Origin of the sequence: Gemmiger sp. An120, from assembly GCF_002160955.1 — a bacterium.
Taxonomy (GTDB): domain Bacteria; phylum Bacillota; class Clostridia; order Oscillospirales; family Ruminococcaceae; genus Gemmiger_A; species Gemmiger_A avium.
Genome location: NZ_NFLN01000002.1, coordinates 209456 through 225821, shown reverse-complemented (window position 1 = coordinate 225821; position 16366 = coordinate 209456). Strand labels below are relative to the sequence as shown.

Annotated in this window: 18 protein-coding genes; 10 read left to right on the top strand and 8 right to left on the bottom strand. The window is 57.1% G+C overall.

The window, feature by feature from the left end:
- The first annotated feature begins 99 nt into the window (after positions 1-99).
- From B5E65_RS02835 to B5E65_RS02825, 3 genes are read left to right on the top strand one after another with little or no spacing between them, the layout of a single operon-like run.
- Complete coding sequence (locus B5E65_RS02835; protein ID WP_087170261.1) at positions 100-3213, top strand: tetratricopeptide repeat protein; 3114 nt, start codon at positions 100-102, stop codon at positions 3211-3213.
- On the top strand, positions 3210-4898 hold the full coding sequence (locus tag B5E65_RS02830; RefSeq protein WP_087170260.1) for an Hsp70 family protein: 1689 nt from the start codon (positions 3210-3212) through the stop codon (positions 4896-4898). The genes B5E65_RS02835 and B5E65_RS02830 overlap by 4 nt, the downstream gene beginning before the upstream one ends.
- A gap of 4 nt (positions 4899-4902) precedes the next feature.
- Complete coding sequence (locus B5E65_RS02825) at positions 4903-5451, top strand: hypothetical protein (protein WP_087170259.1); 549 nt, start codon at positions 4903-4905, stop codon at positions 5449-5451.
- 77 nt (positions 5452-5528) lie between these two features.
- Here B5E65_RS02825 and B5E65_RS02820 read toward each other — a convergent pair whose 3' ends face one another.
- Together B5E65_RS02820 and B5E65_RS02815 are read right to left on the bottom strand one after the other, a co-directional pair.
- The gene (locus B5E65_RS02820; RefSeq protein ID WP_087170258.1) at positions 5529-6098 is read right to left on the bottom strand and encodes a DUF2087 domain-containing protein; all 570 of its coding nucleotides are present in this window, start codon (positions 6096-6098) and stop codon (positions 5529-5531) included.
- Entirely contained in the window at positions 6095-6463 is a 369-nt protein-coding gene (locus tag B5E65_RS02815) for a hypothetical protein (RefSeq protein WP_087170257.1), read from the bottom strand. Before B5E65_RS02815 ends, B5E65_RS02820 begins: the two co-directional genes overlap by 4 nt.
- A 178-nt stretch (positions 6464-6641) precedes the next feature.
- Between B5E65_RS02815 and B5E65_RS02810 the strand changes: the two genes are divergently transcribed.
- A complete protein-coding gene (locus tag B5E65_RS02810) occupies positions 6642-7889 on the top strand; it encodes a WYL domain-containing protein (RefSeq protein ID WP_087170256.1) in 1248 nt (415 codons plus the stop codon).
- On the top strand, positions 7876-8802 hold the full coding sequence (locus B5E65_RS02805; protein WP_087170255.1) for a WYL domain-containing protein: 927 nt from the start codon (positions 7876-7878) through the stop codon (positions 8800-8802). The genes B5E65_RS02810 and B5E65_RS02805 overlap by 14 nt, the downstream gene beginning before the upstream one ends.
- 43 nt (positions 8803-8845) lie before the next feature.
- On the opposite strand, the gene B5E65_RS02800 is transcribed toward B5E65_RS02805, so the two are convergent.
- From B5E65_RS02800 to B5E65_RS02780, 5 genes are all read right to left on the bottom strand, one after another.
- Positions 8846-9601, bottom strand: coding sequence for a nucleotidyltransferase domain-containing protein (locus B5E65_RS02800; RefSeq protein WP_087170254.1), 756 nt, complete (start codon positions 9599-9601; stop codon positions 8846-8848).
- A gap of 154 nt (positions 9602-9755) precedes the next feature.
- The gene (locus tag B5E65_RS02795; RefSeq protein WP_087170253.1) at positions 9756-11114 is read right to left on the bottom strand and encodes an MATE family efflux transporter; all 1359 of its coding nucleotides are present in this window, start codon (positions 11112-11114) and stop codon (positions 9756-9758) included.
- An 84-nt stretch (positions 11115-11198) separates the two neighbouring features.
- A complete protein-coding gene (locus B5E65_RS02790; RefSeq protein ID WP_275532855.1) occupies positions 11199-11510 on the bottom strand; it encodes a sensor histidine kinase in 312 nt (103 codons plus the stop codon).
- Between the two features lie 13 nt (positions 11511-11523).
- The gene (locus B5E65_RS02785; RefSeq protein WP_087170251.1) at positions 11524-12321 is read right to left on the bottom strand and encodes a histidine kinase dimerization/phospho-acceptor domain-containing protein; all 798 of its coding nucleotides are present in this window, start codon (positions 12319-12321) and stop codon (positions 11524-11526) included.
- Positions 12321-12992, bottom strand: coding sequence for a response regulator transcription factor (locus B5E65_RS02780; RefSeq protein WP_087170250.1), 672 nt, complete (start codon positions 12990-12992; stop codon positions 12321-12323). The genes B5E65_RS02785 and B5E65_RS02780 overlap by 1 nt, the downstream gene beginning before the upstream one ends.
- A 212-nt stretch (positions 12993-13204) precedes the next feature.
- Between B5E65_RS02780 and B5E65_RS02775 the strand changes: the two genes are divergently transcribed.
- From B5E65_RS02775 to B5E65_RS02765, 3 genes are read left to right on the top strand one after another with little or no spacing between them, the layout of a single operon-like run.
- Entirely contained in the window at positions 13205-13501 is a 297-nt protein-coding gene (locus B5E65_RS02775) for a hypothetical protein (protein ID WP_143402959.1), read from the top strand.
- Positions 13425-13679, top strand: a complete 255-nt coding sequence (locus B5E65_RS02770) for a hypothetical protein (protein WP_143402958.1) — start codon at positions 13425-13427, stop codon at positions 13677-13679. The genes B5E65_RS02775 and B5E65_RS02770 overlap by 77 nt, the downstream gene beginning before the upstream one ends.
- On the top strand, positions 13672-14346 hold the full coding sequence (locus B5E65_RS02765; protein ID WP_087170247.1) for an ABC transporter ATP-binding protein: 675 nt from the start codon (positions 13672-13674) through the stop codon (positions 14344-14346). The genes B5E65_RS02770 and B5E65_RS02765 overlap by 8 nt, the downstream gene beginning before the upstream one ends.
- A gap of 102 nt (positions 14347-14448) precedes the next feature.
- Here the strand turns inward: B5E65_RS02765 and B5E65_RS02760 are convergent, their stop codons facing one another.
- Positions 14449-15093 carry an SGNH/GDSL hydrolase family protein gene (locus B5E65_RS02760; protein ID WP_087170246.1) on the bottom strand — a complete coding sequence of 215 codons (645 nt, stop codon included), beginning with the start codon at positions 15091-15093 and terminating at the stop codon, positions 14449-14451.
- A gap of 192 nt (positions 15094-15285) precedes the next feature.
- On the opposite strand from B5E65_RS02760, the gene B5E65_RS02755 reads away from it, so the two are divergent.
- Together B5E65_RS02755 and B5E65_RS02750 are read left to right on the top strand one after the other, a co-directional pair.
- Positions 15286-15843, top strand: coding sequence for a TetR/AcrR family transcriptional regulator (locus B5E65_RS02755; protein ID WP_087170245.1), 558 nt, complete (start codon positions 15286-15288; stop codon positions 15841-15843).
- Between the two features lie 72 nt (positions 15844-15915).
- A complete protein-coding gene (locus tag B5E65_RS02750) occupies positions 15916-16356 on the top strand; it encodes a hypothetical protein (RefSeq protein WP_087170244.1) in 441 nt (146 codons plus the stop codon).
- Positions 16357-16366 lie beyond the last annotated feature (10 nt).

Sequence of the window (16366 nt, the reverse complement as noted above, 5' to 3'; positions counted from 1 at the left end):
ACGTTGCTGTTCTGACCGTATTTCTGTGCTATAATAAAACAATATACAGCACGGAGGGCCAGGCCGGAAAAGCGCTGGCTCTGGGCAGCGAGGTGTTCCATGAATATCTGGAGAATACTTGGCATCGATCCAACCGCAGACAAAGCGGCCATTACAGCGGCCTATCGTTCACGCCTGTCCGGCGCGAACCCGGAAGATGATCCCGAAGCGTTCAAGCAGCTGCGTGCCGCCTATGAGCAGGCTCTGGCGTTGGCCAAACAGGCTGCAGCCGCTGACAGCGGTACGTTGAACGAAGCGGATCGCTGGATTGCACAGGTAGACGAAGTATATCGGGACGTACGCCGTCGTCGGAACGCGGCAGAATGGCAGTGGCTCTTGAATGAAGAATATTGCCAGCGCCCGGCAAACCGCGTACAGGCCCGGGACAATCTGCTTCGCTACCTGGCGGAACATTACTTTTTGCCCCACGCAATCTGGCAGCTGCTGGAAGAAACGTTTTCCCTGCGCCAGAACGCTCCGGAATTGCGGGGGCTTTTTCTGCCTGCCTTTATTGACAACGTAGTGCTGCCGGGTATTGCCTACAGGGAGCAGGTTCCCTATGAGCCGCTGGAATGCGAGGATGGAGCGGACTGCGATGTCTATCTGCGCACTTGCTCGCAGTGTTTCCGGGCGTTGGCGGATGGGCAGGCGGATCAGGCACAGACACTGCTGGAACGGATGGAGTCCTGCAGGGTCCGCCATCCCTATACCGACTTGTGCCGTGCCCGTCTGGCCCGGCTGCGCGGTCAGCTGGATCAGGCGCAGGAACTGGTAGATGTGGTACTGAGCCAGATGCCCGGTGATGTGCAAACCATGCTGGTGGACGCACAGCTGGCGGCCCAGCGGGAGGATTACGAAAAGACAGAACGTATTCTGCGGCAGATATTGGACACAGCCCCGCATCTGGCTCAGGCAAAGTTTGACCTGGCACTTTGCCTGAGCCGGAGCGGGCGCAAACGGGAAGCCAAAGCCCTGTACCTGGAGCTGGTGCGGATGCTGCCTAATAACCAGGTTATCTTGGATGCGCTAAATAAGCTGAACCAACAACTGTTGCCGGAACTGGAGCAGCGGTACGCAGCCTGTCCCGAAGATACAGGCAATGCCATCGAACTGGCCTGGTGCTATCACCAGCTGCATAAATCGGACAAGGCAAACGAAATAGTAGAGGCTCTGCCTGGTGAACTGGCCGGCACGCTGGAGTATGAAAACCTTGCCTCAAAGGTGAAACTGGCCCGGCGCGAGTGGAAGGATGCGTTGGCACACCTGCGTGTGTGGGAGTTGGCGCTGCGGCAGAAAGAACCGGTGGATACCGTACGGCTGATTGAGTCTCAGCGGCTGCAGGCTTGTTCCCTGTTCTCTCTGGGGCAGCAGGAAAAGGCAATGGCACTGCTCAAGGAACTCAGCTGCCAGTGGCCGAAAGACAGCGAGTGCCGTAAACTGCTGGCGCAGTTCTGCCTGCGTGCCAACCGATTGGACGAAGCGCTCAAAGCAGCCGGGCAATACCGTGAGCTGATGCCGGAGGACCCGACCGGAACGTTTTTGTGCGGTGAGGTGCTTTTTCGCATGCGGCGGCTTCAGGAAGCCTACGACGCTTTTGGCAAAACGATGGAGCTGGCGGGGAGTCGGGATGCAGGCTGCCTTTTATACCAATGCCGGATCCTGTTGCTGGCCAACCAGTGGGAGGACGCCAAAAAGCTGCTGACCCAGTTGGAAGAAGCCAAGGTGACCGGGCCGGTTATGGAGTTCTGCCAGGGGCAGCTTGCGAACCACGAACGGCGCAGCGAGGCGGCGCTGAAACACTATCAGGCGCTTTTGCCGGTCTGCCGCCGGGAGAATCCGCCGGATTTTGCCGGAGAGGTTTTCTTCCGTCTGGTTTGCCTGCAGTACAACAGCCTGAACACAGCGGAATTGCTGGGCCTTGTGGAAGAAGGGCTGCGGGCGGATCCGGGCAGTACCAGCCTGCTGGATCTGCAGGTGGATCTTTTGCGCCGCTGCGGCAAGGTGGATGAAGCGATCGCGGCCTGCCGGAACCTCTGCACACTGGCTCCCCGGCATGATTCCGCATTTGAAACACTAGGGCGTCTGTTGCAGTTTTACCGGCAAGACTACGCCGGGGCGGTACAGGCCTATGAACAGCAGCTGAAGAACCGGGAGAGCGCAGCAGTTCACAACTTGCTGGGACTCTGCCTGCAGGAACTCGAACGTTTTGGTGAAGCGGAAACACAACTGGGGCGCGCGCTGGAACTGGCGCCCCGCTGCCCGGCGTTCTTGGCCAATCTTGCGGAATTGCATCTGCTGCAAAAGCACTATAGGCAAGCGGAGTCTACCTATCGGGCGGCGCTGTCGTTGCCAATGCCCCGCGCCCGGGATCGGGTGCTGATGCGGCGGCGCCTGGCGCTTTTGCTGCGTCGCCGGGGTGATTGGGATGGCGCCGCGGAACTATTGAGCCACAACGTAAAGACGGAGTATCAGTATGATGACTGCCGTCGGCTGGCGGAATTGTGGGCCCAAGCCGGTCAGATTGACAGGGCACAAAAAGCTCTGCGGGAGTGGCGACGGCTTGCCTGTCCGCTGGAACCGGTGTACCTGCAGGAATGGGCAGCGTTGCTGCGGCAGACAGGCCGGGACTGGATGGCATTGCAGGCCTTGCGCCGCGGTGCCCAGAGCAGCCGGGACTGCTGTATGAAACTGGGAGATCTGTATGCGGCGATGGGGCGGTACCCGGAAGCGATGCGGATGTTCCGCCAACTGTCGCAGGATCTCCCCGACGAGGATGAACAGCTGGACCGGCTGGCAAAATGTCAGCTCTGGTCCAACGATCAGGCCGGAGCGAAAGAAACTGCCGGGCGCGGCCTGGAACTGCTGGAACGCAACTGTAGCCGGTACAACAAGACTATGTTCTATACCCGAAAGGCCGCTTTTCTAATTGCAGCAGGACGGCTCAACGATGCGGCGGCGGCTCTTGATCAGGCAGAAAGCAGCCCACTCTGTGCGCAATGCGTATATCCTGAATGCAAGGATGCGGCTGCCTTGCGGGCGTTGCTGCTGGAGCAAAAAGGCCAGTTGAAAGAAGCGGCAGAGTTGTGCCGGACATGGGGCACACGGTATCCGGACGAGGTCGATTTTCGGGACTGGGAAAAACGCATCAGAAAGAAGATGGGCAAAACGCGATGATAGTAGGAATTGATTTGGGTACAACCAACAGTTTGATCGCCTGTGTGGACGGGCAGAACGCGCAGCTGATCCCCAATCGGCTGGGCGAACTGCTGACCCCTTCGGTAGTCAGCGTGGACGAAAACGGCACGGTCTATGTGGGGCGTACCGCTCAGGCGCGGGCCGGGCTGTATCCGCTGGATACGGCTTCGGTGTTCAAGCGCAGCATGGGTACCGGCCGGGAGTTCCGACTGGGCGGACGGGTATTCCGCGCGGAGGAACTCTCCAGCCTGGTGCTGCGCAGCCTGAAAGAGGATGCCGAAGCCTTCCTGAGGCAGCCGGTGGAAGAAGCAGTTATCAGTGTGCCTGCCTATTTCAATGATCAGCAGCGCCGGGCAACCCGCCTGGCCGGAGAGATGGCCGGGTTTCGCGTGGAACGGATCGTAAATGAACCTACGGCTGCCGCCATTGCCTACGGGCTGTGTGACCAGGGAAAAGATGGCCGGTATCTGGTGTTTGACCTGGGTGGCGGTACGCTGGATGTTTCCATCCTGGAACGCTTCCAGAATATCTTTGAGGTACATGCCATCGCTGGCGACAACTTCCTGGGCGGCGAAGACTTCACCCGCACGCTGGCGGAACTGTTTGCAGGGCGGGCAGGGCTGAATCTGCAAACGCTCTCCCCTGCCGATGCCTTCCGGGTATACCGGCAGGCGGAACTGGGTAAGCTGGCACTTTCGGAAGGGCTCCTTGCCATCGTGACCTGTGAGCTGAACGGACAGACCTATTCGGCAGCTATCAGCCGCAAGGACTACGAGGAGGCCTGCCAGCCGCTGCTGCAGCGCATCCGGAAACCTGTAGAGCGCAGCTTGCGGGATGCCGGAATTTCCGCGGATGAGATCGACGGAATCCTGCTGGTGGGCGGTGCGTCCAAGAGCCCGATTGTGCGCAGCTTCTGCCGGAAATTGTTTGGCCGGGAACCTCTTGGCGGGGTGGATCCGGACCAGGCGATTGCGCAGGGAGCGGCGCTGGCGGCTGCGATCAAGGAACGCCGGGCCGAACTGCATGAGGTGATTCTGACCGATGTATGCCCGTTCAGTCTGGGGGTGGAGGTTTCCGCTTATAACGGGGTATTCCGGGAGGACGGGCACTACGCGCCGATCATTGAGCGCAACACCGTGATTCCGGTCAGCCGTACCCAGCGGTTCTACACCGTTCACGACCAGCAAACAGAAGTTCGCATCGTGGTACTGCAGGGGGAAAGCCGGCTGGCGCGGGATAATCTGGCGCTGGGTGAGCTGACCATCCCGGTCCCGCCCAACAAGGCAGGGGCTGAATCGGTAGAAGTGACCTTTACCTACGACATCAATTCCCTGTTGGAGGTGGAGGTTCTGGTGAACTCTACCGGGCAGAAACACCGGAAAGTGATTCAGAATGGCAGCCGCGTACTTTCCGAGAAAGAGGTACAGGCACGGCTGAAAGAACTGCAGTACCTGAAGATTCCACCCCGTGAGGAGGAGCCCAACCGCCTGCTGCTGTTCCGCGGCGAACGGCTGTATCAGGAAACGCACGGCGCGGTGCGCCAGGAGGTTGACCGGCTGCTGACCTGGTTTGAGCAGGTACTGGCGCAGCGGGACCGGCGGGCCATTGAAAAGGCGCGCAAGGAGCTTTCTGAAGCGCTGGACCGGCTGGAAGAAATGGAGTGATGCTATGCAGATCAAACGCTCGCTTTTGTGGGGGCGCACCGCGCTGATTGCCCTGTGCGCTGTCCTGCTGCTGATTTGGGCCGGGAGCGTCACCGAATCACCCTCGATTATTCTGCTGAGTTGGGTATCGGCACCGCTGCTGGGGCTGCTGGTAGCCCATATGTGGCTGACCTACGGGATGCTGCCGCCGGCACCGGAAGCCAACTTCCACTCTTCCCCACCGGACAAGGAAACATTTGCCTTGTCTGCCGTGCAATTCTTTCCGATCCGCGACGATTACACCGAAGACCCGCCCCAACCGCCAGAGTACCCGCGCTTTACCGGGGCCCGGGTATTGGGCTGGGTATCCGTTGTTTTAGGCTGGCTGAGCTGCCTGATGCCGCTTGTGTGTCTGTGGGCCAGTTTCTTGGCAATCCTGTTTGCCTGCCTGAATCCAAACGGGATCAAAGGAGCGCAGAATAACCGCGTAATGCCGATCCTGCGGCTTACGCTTACAGGCCTTTGTCTGGGCATAGCTGGGATTTGGAGTTCGGCCATGCTGCTGATGCTATGAAAATGGGGCGGGAATGACGCTTTATGCAGCGCCATTCCCGCCCCACTGTTATATTTACTCTGCTTTGTAAAACGCTATCATGTTTCCGGATGGGAAGGCATAACCCGCCGATAGCCGGTTTCATCGCGCGTCAAGAACGCCTCTGCCACAAGGTCCCGGCGGATTGTACAGAAATCGTCGTGAAAATCAGCAATTTGAAGATTGACTTCCCGCTCCGAATACACGCGGCCAAACTCGAAAGCGCCGGCAATGACCTCCAGAACAATCCGCCTTTTTTTCTGCTGGGCGGGAATGGCCTTCAGTTTTCCATATACAAAAAAGCCGTCTATCACCTTTTGCCGGTACTCGGCATCCCGCTGTGCCAGCAGGTCGGCTTCGTCCGATTCTTCCTGCAAAATATCCAGCAAACGGACAGCAAAGAGCTCCCGATTCAGCGAGTACATGGTATAATACTGGCTTTTGTAGGAAGTAACAGCCTCCGCTTCGGTCAGCTTTTTCAGATGAAACGACACAGTGGCTGCCGTAATACCCAGCCGTTCCGCCAGCCGCTCCACATACATGTCCTCGATAGCAAGGGATTTCAGAATCTGAAACCGTGATTTGTCCGACAAGCACTTGAACAGCCGGATAGCTTCCGTTTCTGTCATACGGCTTCCCTCCAGATCTGATCGGCTGCTTTGGTTATGGCACGGGCGGCTTCCAGTTTGATTCGTTCAATCTGCATGGTTTCAGTATCGCCATGCTGGCGGGCGTGTTCATACGAAGCAGACCAGCTGGCGGGGATTTGCTCCAGTTTCTGGGAAAAGAACCGCCAAATCTTATCCGGATCCCCGGCACAGGCTTTTTCACCGGCGGAAAGAACCGTATCAAAGATTTCAAAGATATTGGCCCGTATGGTTTCAAAGTGGGACTCATCGCCCCGGTCATCCGCCAGCAGCGTTTTGGCCTGCTGGCGGTACAAGGCATTCTGTGTTTTCAGATAGCTGTGCAGGGCATCCATTCTGGTATCCATGATTTCATATCCTCCTTTTTCGTCGGGGGTATTCAAGTGTTCTTTAACTTGATTATATATGCGCAAAACTGAAAAGTCAATTCTGATTTTATAAATATCCAAATAAATTCAGCAGAGGGCATTCTTTTACTCCTTCCCCCTTTTATGATACAATGGCGGCAGACAGGAGGTGAAAGGCATGGCCTACCGTGAATTGATTAAGAACTTTGCGCGTATCCGCAGCTATATGCGCGAATTTTATGTGTACGGGTTCAAAAGCCGGGAGGAATATACCGAAAAGAGTGTCCGCAGCTACGATAACGAGCGGCGGCGCGTGGAAAGCTGGCTGGGTGAGCATATGTCCTTTCACCAGGATGCCGGCGGGAAAAACGTATTCCTTTCCATGGACAGCCGGCGTATCCCGCACAATCCCCTGTACAAGGCGTTCAAGGCCAAAAGCTTTACCGACAAAGATATAACGCTGCATTTCTATATTCTGGACCTTTTAGCGGACGGCAGTGCGCTTTCCGCGGGCGAGATGACCGATCGCATTTGTACGGTATATCTTTCGCGGTTTACGGATGCGCATACCCTGGATGAGTCCACTGTGCGCAAAAAGCTGAAAGAGTACGAAAGCCTGGGGCTGCTGCGCGCCGAAAAGAGCGGCCGCGAGGTGCTTTACCGTCGTACGGACAGTGAGCATCCGGCGCTGGATTCCTGGGAAGATGCGCTGGCGTTTTTCTCGGAGGAAGACCCTTTGGGGGTAATCGGATCGTTCCTCATGGATGCGCTGGGCCGATCATTTGATGGGTTCCGCTTCAAGCATCACTACATCCTCCACGCACTGGACAGCGATATCCTGTGCGAACTGCTGCTGGCCATTGACGAACGGCGGGCGGTGGAACTGACGCTGCAGAGCCTGCGGGGCGGAAAGGAATACCAGCGTACAGTCTGTCCGCTCAAAATTTATCGCAGTACCCAGACCGGCCGCCAATACCTTCTGGGCTATCACTACCGGGGCCGGCGGATGGTGTTTTTCCGCCTGGATACCATCCAGCAGATCCTCCCGGGAAATACAGAAAAGCAGTTTGAGGATTATCTTGCCCTGCAAACGCGATTCGACGGGCATCTCTGGGGCGTTTCCACTGGAACGGACCGGCGGTTGGATCACCTGGAAATGACGGTCCGGTACGGCCCCGGCGAGGAGTTTATCCTCCAGCGGCTTTGGCGGGAAAAACGCCACGGCACGGTGGAGGTGCTGGATGAACAGACCTGCCGTTTTACCGCAGATGTGTACGACGCATCAGAAATGCTGCCCTGGCTGCGCACCTTTACCGGCCGGATCCTGGAACTGAAATGCAGCAACCCGGCGGTTACGGATCAGTTTTATCAGGACCTGAAGCGAATGGCGGATCTTTACGGAGGTGGCGGCGATGCTGTTCAGTGAGATATATGGCAGCTATTTCCGGGTAGTGGCGGCAATATTGACAGAGGCCGCTGATGCGCCGCTGACCCAGGCACGGCTGACCGCTATTGTGCGGGAAAAGGCATTTTCAGAAAGCACGCTGGCCATCCCCCGCGCGCTGCAGACGGGCGAATGGCCGCTGCTGGACGATAGTATGCGGTCTGTTTTGCGGCACAAGCCTACCATGCCGCTCACACTCTTGGAAAAGCGATGGATGAAAGCGCTGCTTGCCGATCCCCGGATAGCATTGTTTGATGTAGATGCCAGCGGGCTGGAGAACGTACAGCCGCTGTATTCTCCGGACGTGTTTGTGCCGTTTGACCGCTACGCGGACGGCGACCCGTACGATGACTCGACATACATTGCCTGCTTTCGCACCGTGCTGCAGGCGATCCGTGAAAAGCGAAAACTGCGCATTTCGTTCCGTGGCAAAAACGGTGCGCGTCATTCGTTCGTATGTATCCCCCATCGGCTGGAATACTCCGCCAAGGATGACAAATTCCGGCTTCTGGCATCGGGAAAACGCGCGGTAAACTGGATCAATCTGGGCCGTGTTTCTTCCTGCACACTGCTGGACCCGTACCCGCCAGCCGCGTTTTCTCCGCCGCAAACGCACACCGAAGAGCTGGTTCTGGTGCTGCATGATGAACGCAATGGGCTGGAACGGGTTTTGCTGCATTTCTCCCATTTTGAAAAGGAAACGCGCAGAAAAAGCGTGGGAGAATACGAGATCCGGATCCGGTACGACCGGGATGACGAAACCGAACTGCTCATCCGTGTACTGTCTTTCGGCCCGGTACTGGAGGTCAAAGCGCCGGATCGTTTTATCCAGCTGGTACGGGAGCGGGTTCAAAAACAGCTTGGTTATACATCCCCTTCTGCCATAAGAATCTGACGAGAAAGAGCCTGCCGCTTGCAAGCGGCAGGCTCTTTCTGTATCACGCATTCAGGGCGGAGAGAAATATCTGGTTGAGTTCTGTCCAATCCCGGCAGGGTTCTCTGGGATAGCTTTCCACGGCCTGCCGCAGTTCTGTAAGGCTTTGCTCAATATATGTGTTCAGGAAATCATTCCGGGGAATCAGCTGGATTTCCGACGCATTTTGCTTTAAATCAAGCAGTGCCTGCACGGCCGGCAGCATTTCTGCCGGGAGCTGACTGGCTACAAGTTCAGAAAACAGCATCGGGGGCGGTGTTCCGGTTGCCAGGATCCAGCGGCAGGCCAGGATGGGACGCAGCACATAAAAGTACTTTTTGGCCCGGACCTGTTCGCGGCACAGATGCTCCTGGTAGTTCCTTTCTGCCATCCGCAGATAGTGCCACAGCCCTTTTCTGGACAGGAAGTACCGCTGCAGAATCGGCATAAGCGCATCGGCAAACGGGGTGGTTTTGTACACAATGGGCGAAGAAAACCACTCGAATACGGTGGGGTTGGAGCCGTGGAGCAGCCGCAGCATCTTGGCAAGATCCCAGCCGTTGATGTTCAGCAGGTCACTGATGGGCAGCTCAATCACATCCCGGACCCGCTCCAGACGCAGATAGCTCTCTTTAGGGCGTACGTACAGAAAGCGCACATCGTAGTCGCTGTCCGGAGAGGCAAATCCCCAGGCGCGGCTTCCCGACTCTACCGCCAGCAGTATCTGGCAGTTTTCTTTTTCCTCAATCTCACACAGTAGCTTTTGAATTTGCGTTTCCATAGAATTCCCTCCTTGATTCCGCCCTTTGCTCACAGTATAAGGCCCGTGAAAATAAAGATCCCGGAAAAAAGGTTGCGGAGTTGGTGCCAAGGCCGGAGAAAAGAGAAAGACGCCTTCCTGCACAGAAAGGCGTCTTTCGTCATTGTATCGGAAGTTATGCGGCAGCGGGCTGCGCTGTACGAACCTTCCGGAGGAGGATCAGGAAGCAAATCAGATGCACAGCCGCCGTGATCGCCCAGGATACCGGATACGAAAGGTACAGACACAGCTGGGTGCGTTCCCACTGGAAAAGGGTCATGACCCAGATAATACGTAGTACACAGGCGCCCAGGATGGATACGATCATAGGCAGCATGGAAGAACCCAGGCCCCGTACACTGCAGGCAAGACAGTCCATCCAGCCGCAGAGAAAATAGGTAGTGCAGACCACGCTCATCCGGTACAGCCCGTAGGTAATAACCTGCGGTTCCGGGGTGTAGATGCCCAGCAGCCAGCGACCCAGCAGATAGGCACTGTTGCCCAGCAGGATGCCTACGCCGGCGGACAGCAGCATGCAGCGCAGAACCACCTGATCCACCCGGGCGAAACGTCTGGCACCCACGTTTTGGCTCACAAAACTCATGGAAGTCTGGGACACCGCGTTCATACAGGTATACACAAAGCCCTCAATATTGGAAGCAGCGGTGTTGCCTGCCATCACGGCAGAACCAAAACTGTTTACCGAGGACTGGATTACCACGTTGGAGAGGCTGAACACCATGCCCTGGATCCCCGCCGGTACACCAATGCGCAGGATCTCTTGAAGCTGTTCCTTGTCGATGCGCAGTTCCTGCAAAACCAGCTGGAACGCACCGGTATTGTGCATCAGACAGAGCACAATGAGCCAGGCGGAGAGCGTCTGGGACAGGATGGTGGCCAGCGCCACGCCCGCAACTCCCATAGAGAACACGATCACGAACACCAAGTTCAGTATGACATTCAGCACCCCGGCCAGGGTGAGAAAGTAGAGCGGGCGCCGGGTATCCCCGACCGCACGCAGGATAGCCGCGCCAAAGTTGTACACCAGCAGGCTGGGGGCACCTACAAAGTAGATACGCAGATACAGCGCTGCCTGGTCGATAACATCATCCGGCGTGCCCATCAGGCTCAGCATGGGGCGGGAGGCAGCCAGACCAACGAAAATCAGAGCAATTCCGCCAACCAGCGCCGTAAGCATCGCCGTGTGGACACCCTTGTGCACTGCCTCCATCCGGCCGGCGCCATAGCTGCGGGCAATAAGCACGTTTGCGCCCACCGAAAGGCCCACAAACAGGTTCACCAGCAGGTTGATCAGCGAGGAGGTGGAACCCACTGCCGCCAGCGCTGTGTGTCCGGCATACCGCCCCACCACGATAATGTCCGCCGCATTGAATAGTAGCTGCAGAACACCCGAGCACATCAGGGGGAACGAAAACGCCAGAATCTTACCCAGCAGCGGTCCGCTGGTCATATCCATCTCGTAGTTGCGCGCCACGCTTTACACTTCCTTTACAAGACTCATACTTTTATCATAGCATTAAAGCTTGACAAAGACAAGTACAGCAATGGATTGGCAGGATCAGCCGCTTTTGCTCAAAGGCAGATGGATCACAAAACAGGCACCGCCCAGCGGAGAATCCTCTACAGTGGCATCTCCTCCATACTGACGGGCAATACGGCGCACGATGGACAATCCCAGACCATTGCCGCCGATACGGCGGCTACGGGACCGGTCCACCCGGTAGAACGGCTCAAAAATATGCTCTTTGGCGGTATCGGGAATGCCGGGCCCGTTGTCTTCCACCCGCAGGGTGACCTGGTTCTCCTGCTGCGCCAGATGAACCCGAATGCGGTCTCCCCCGTACTTGGCCGCGTTTTGCAGCAGATTCAATACAAGCTGGCGGTTACAGGGCGGGATTTTCATCAACCTGCAAATGATCTTCCAGGTTTATGTCCACAGTTTTCTGCTCCAGAACCGGTGCCAGTTCGCAGACGGCATCCTCCACAATATCGCCCAGACAGATCCCGCATTTTGTATCGGGTACATGGCTGGAGGACAACTGCAGCAGCTGCTCCACCAGAGTGTTCAGCCGCTTCAGATTGCCGTCAAACCGCTGCAGCAGTTGCTGGTATTCATCCGGTGTGCGCTCCTTCATCAGGAACACTTCCAGGCGGCTCTGCATGGCGGCCAGCGGTGTGCGCAGCTCATGGGCAGCGCTGGCGGCGAATTCTTTCTGCCCGGCATACGCCTGCCCTACCCGTGTGATCATGTCATCCAGCGCCAGAGCCAGCTGATAGCTTCCATCCCGGGTATTGGGCAAGGGTACTTTTATCTGGGCCATATTGTCGGCTTCCAGGGCCTTTACACTGGCTGCCAGCTGTTCCAACGGGCGAAGCTGGCGGCGGACAAGCCAATAGGCGGCGGCGCTGCCCGCAAGAATCACCAGAACCATAGCCGCCAGATTCTGGGTCTGAAACCGATCCTGAGCAACCGACGCAATCTGAGCCGGTTCACAGGAAACGGCACCGGTGGTATCCGAATCGGCCGGAAAGGTGAGAACAGGCTGCATCAGGGGCAGCGCCTCCACCATTTGCGCTGAGGTGGATAGCGATACAGCCGTAAGCAGCAGGCAGCAGATACTCATTACGCCGGCCACGATTGCCGTAAGCTTAAAACGCAGAGAGACTCGAAACTTTCGCATTATTCTTCCTCCAGACAATACCCCGCGCCGATGCGGGTACGGATCGGATCCCGGCCCAGTGCGGCGCGCAGCTTGCGGCGCAGTGTGGAAATATGTACCTGAACGGAGTTGGAAAACTCGTCGATTTCTTCCCCCCAGATATGCTCGATCAGGCGGGCCTGGCTGATGGTTTCACCGGGATGTACAAGCAGATATTCCAGCAGGGCGGTTTTCTTGGCGGTAAGCGTTATGGGACGGCCCCCGGCACATACCTGCCGGCTGGCGGTATCCATTGTGATTGCGCCGCAGGTCAGCACACGCCGTTCCTGTACGGTGCACCGGCGGAGCAGTGCCCGTACCCGGGCGAGAAACTCGTCAAAATGGAACGGTTTGGTCATGTAATCGTTGGCGCCCTCGTCCAAACCGGCGGTTTTATCCTCCAGGTCTGCCCGTACCGACAGGATCAGGACGTTTGTCTGCTTGTCGTATCCGCGCAGCCGCTGCAGAACCTCCATGCCGTCGAGACCGGGCAGATTCAGATCCAGCACCACCAGATCATAGTCCACATCAAACAGCATCAGGTCGGCCTCGTCCCCACGTTCTGCCGTGTCCACCAGATACCCTTCCAGTGTCAGACCCTCGGCAAGCGATTCCCGCAGATCCAGATCGTCTTCCACAACCAAAATACGCATCTCGGCCCTTCTCCCCTTTTCGTTTGGCACCATTATAGCACAGAGGGATTAAATCCGTGTTAAACAGACTTTACCCGGATTTAACACCGGCTGTGGTATAGTCGGTGCTGCGATTTGACCAACGACAAGGGAAAGGAGTGGATACCGTGGAAGAAATCGCAGAAATTTCCCGGGTGAAACCACATAAGAAATGGCTGGTTGCAGGAGGTGCATTGGCTGTATGCCTCCTGCTGGGATTAGTATGGCTGGCCCGGCCTCAGGCAGCAGAAGAAGAACCGCTGCGGCGGGAATATCCGGTCAGCCGGAAGGATATCACCGTCGGTATTGACGCGGCCGGGAACATTCAGTCGGAGCAATGGGGCCAGTTTGCACCGGTCACGGTGACCTTGAAAGAATACAAGGTCCGGGTGGGCGACAAGGTGGCCGAGGGAGATGTACTGGCCGAATACGACGCCGATGACCCCGGCCACCGAAGCGGGTGCGGCAGCGGACGGCCAAACCGGCGCTGAGGAACGCACCGAACTGGAATATACCGGAGAAAGCAAAGATTTTGTGATTCCGGGCGGGCTGAAGATCTCCGGTGCCAACGGTGAGGAAAAACAGCTGTCGGACATCAAGAAAGGCAGCATTCTGGGCGTGTTCACCGGCGAGGACGGGCTGGTGACCGAGGTGGTTCTGTATGAGTGATATGCTGCAGCTGCAGGATATCAGCAAAAGCTATCCGATGGGCGAAGAACGGCTGCAGGTGCTGAAACATGTCTGTTTCTCGGTACAAAAAGGCGAATTCATCTCGATTCTGGGAGCATCCGGCAGCGGAAAATCCACCCTCATGAACATTATCGGGTGTATGGACACGGCTGACAGCGGACGCTATCAGCTGGATGGCACCGATGTTTTCCGCCTGGAACCCGGGCAGCTGGCCATGCTGCGCAACCACAAAATCGGCTTTATATTCCAGCGCTATCACCTGCTGCCGCAGTACAATGTGCTGCAGAATGTGATGATGCCGCTGCTGCTGCGGGGCCTCACCCACCGGCAGGCGGAACCGATCGCCCGGGAAAGCCTGGCCCGCATGGGGCTGGAAGATCGGCTGAAGCACCGGCCCAGCCAGCTTTCGGGCGGCCAGCAGCAGCGTGTGGCCATTGCCCGTGCTCTTGTGGGCAGACCGGCGCTGCTGTTGGCGGATGAGCCTACCGGTGCGCTGGATACCGCCACCGGCCGGGAAATTCTGCGTCTGTTTCAGGAACTGAACCGTCAGGGACACACCATTATCCAGATCACCCATGACCTGACGGTCGCGCAGGCGGCCAGCCGGGTTCTGCATCTGCGGGACGGGGTGCTGACGGCGCAATAAACTCTTCGTATATGCGAAAACTCCGAACCCTGGGCCGGCAGGCGTCAGGTTCGGAGTTTTTTTGCTTGTCTGTATACGCGATTCTGCCGCCAAATCCGGAAATCAGCCCAGAAACGGTTCCACAGCCTGCATAAGCTGCCGGGCAATCACCAGCTGGCCGACTTCGTTCGGATGAACCCGGTCCCAGGTCAGGTATCCAGGGTAGAAGTTCTCCAGCAGCGCCGCAAACGCCTGCTGCAGGTCCACGAAAGGAATCCCGTTTTCCTGGGCAACAGTGCGCATGATGGCGCCGTATTCATCCATTCGGGCGCGCATGGGATCCTGACAATGGGGTTCCAGGAAGAAGGGCGATAGGAATACCAGCCGATACGAATGCTCCGCCTGCTGTGCCGCTATTCTGCGCAGATTGGCGGCATACTCTTCGGGCAGGACATGGGATTCCGGCTGGAACGGGCTGTCAAACTGCCGCCAGACGTCGTTGATGCCGATCAGAACAGCGACAATATCCGGATTCTGGGCATTGACATCCGTTTCCCAGCGGGCCAGCAGATCCCGGGACGTATTCCCGTCGATGCCCATATTCACTACCCGAAGCCCCCATTCCGGATGGTCCACCTGGGCCAGCGCGTCAAACAGGCTGATATATCCCCGGCCCAGCGCGCCGAACAGCCCTTCCCCTACCGGTTTGGCGCGGCCGCAGTCGGAGATGGAATCTCCCATGATCACAAGTTTCTTGCGAGCAAGCATATTGGTCCCTCACTTTTCAAATTGCAGCGGTGTGGTGTTCCGCACAGAAGAGATTATTTCTTATTATATCATGAAAAGGACGGAACCGTGCGGTATTCCTTCTGAAAATTACGCAAAAAATTTTCGCAGTATCTCTTGACAACCGGCGGGTGGCTCACTATGATGAACATTGTTCAAGTTGAGGTGAATCTGATGAATACCATTGTGACATCCAAAGAGCAAATCCTGGAAACCAGCCGGGAACTGATCTGCCAGCAGGGCTGGACGGCGGTCAATATCCGCACCGTTGCCGCGGCCTGCGGGGTGTCGGTGGGCTCCATCTACAACTACTTTGATTCCAAATCCGCGCTGGTAAGCGCTACGGTAGAGAGTGTCTGGTGTGAGATCTTTCATCGCCCTGAGGACGGTGATGTGTTCGGGGATACCGAAGCCTGCATCGCCTGGATGTATCAGCGGATGGAATACGGCTGCCGGCAGTATCCCGGCTTTTTCACCCTCCATTCCCTGGGCTTTATGCGGGAGGACAAATCCGACGGCAAGCAGCGCATGCAGCAGACTTGGCAGCATATTCTGAATGGCCTGTGCGCGGTTTTGAAGCGGGACAGCCGGGTAAGGCCGGGCGCTTTTACTGAGCAGTTTACCGCCGAAAAGTTTGCCGATACGCTGTTTTCCCTGATGCTTTCTGCCCTGCTCCGGCAGGACTATGACCCCTCTACCGTGCTGGAAATTGTGCGTCGGACCCTGTATTGATCCCATTCCCACACAGCGTTGTGGGAATTTTTCAGAACTCAAAATGAACATTGTTCAAAAGGAGACTGTCCAATGAAAGTCAAGCGCAATACCCTGCTGCTGATCGCCTGCCTGGTATGGAGTGCGGCGGGCTTCAACATCCTGCGGATCGGGCTGGAAACCTATCCGGCCTACCTGTCTGCGGTCAATATCCTGCTGTCGGTGCTGGTTTTTGCCGTGTTTCAGCGGTTTATCTTCGGAAAGCTGGTCCAGAAGCACACCGCCCGGATCCAGGCCTATCCGGACACGGAACGCCAGTTTTTCCTCAAATTCTTTGACGCCAAGGCCTTCGCCATTATGGCGGTCATGATGACCGGCGGGATCGGCCTGCGAGCAAGCGGGCTGGCGCCGGGGCGGTTTATCGCCTTTTTCTATTCCGGTCTGGGGGCTTCCCTCCTGCTGGCCGGGCTCTTGTTCGGATGCAACTATGGAAAGGCGGTCCGGGCCGCCGCCGCAGTTCAGAATACACATTGAAAAGGAGAAT

Bases quoted from the DNA above. Each gene is read 5' to 3' on its own strand.
- B5E65_RS02835 (WP_087170261.1), top strand. From the start codon at position 100: ATGAATATCTGGAGAATACTTGGCATCGATCCAACCGCAGACAAAGCG.
- B5E65_RS02830 (WP_087170260.1), top strand. From the start codon at position 3,210: ATGATAGTAGGAATTGATTTGGGTACAACCAACAGTTTGATCGCCTGT.
- B5E65_RS02825 (WP_087170259.1), top strand. From the start codon at position 4,903: ATGCAGATCAAACGCTCGCTTTTGTGGGGGCGCACCGCGCTGATTGCC.
- B5E65_RS02820 (WP_087170258.1), bottom strand. From the start codon at position 6,098: ATGACAGAAACGGAAGCTATCCGGCTGTTCAAGTGCTTGTCGGACAAA.
- B5E65_RS02815 (WP_087170257.1), bottom strand. From the start codon at position 6,463: ATGGATACCAGAATGGATGCCCTGCACAGCTATCTGAAAACACAGAAT.
- B5E65_RS02810 (WP_087170256.1), top strand. From the start codon at position 6,642: ATGGCCTACCGTGAATTGATTAAGAACTTTGCGCGTATCCGCAGCTAT.
- B5E65_RS02805 (WP_087170255.1), top strand. From the start codon at position 7,876: ATGCTGTTCAGTGAGATATATGGCAGCTATTTCCGGGTAGTGGCGGCA.
- B5E65_RS02800 (WP_087170254.1), bottom strand. From the start codon at position 9,601: ATGGAAACGCAAATTCAAAAGCTACTGTGTGAGATTGAGGAAAAAGAA.
- B5E65_RS02785 (WP_087170251.1), bottom strand. From the start codon at position 12,321: ATGCGAAAGTTTCGAGTCTCTCTGCGTTTTAAGCTTACGGCAATCGTG.
- B5E65_RS02780 (WP_087170250.1), bottom strand. From the start codon at position 12,992: ATGCGTATTTTGGTTGTGGAAGACGATCTGGATCTGCGGGAATCGCTT.
- B5E65_RS02770 (WP_143402958.1), top strand. From the start codon at position 13,425: ATGTACTGGCCGAATACGACGCCGATGACCCCGGCCACCGAAGCGGGT.
- B5E65_RS02765 (WP_087170247.1), top strand. From the start codon at position 13,672: ATGAGTGATATGCTGCAGCTGCAGGATATCAGCAAAAGCTATCCGATG.
- B5E65_RS02760 (WP_087170246.1), bottom strand. From the start codon at position 15,093: ATGCTTGCTCGCAAGAAACTTGTGATCATGGGAGATTCCATCTCCGAC.
- B5E65_RS02755 (WP_087170245.1), top strand. From the start codon at position 15,286: ATGAATACCATTGTGACATCCAAAGAGCAAATCCTGGAAACCAGCCGG.
- B5E65_RS02750 (WP_087170244.1), top strand. From the start codon at position 15,916: ATGAAAGTCAAGCGCAATACCCTGCTGCTGATCGCCTGCCTGGTATGG.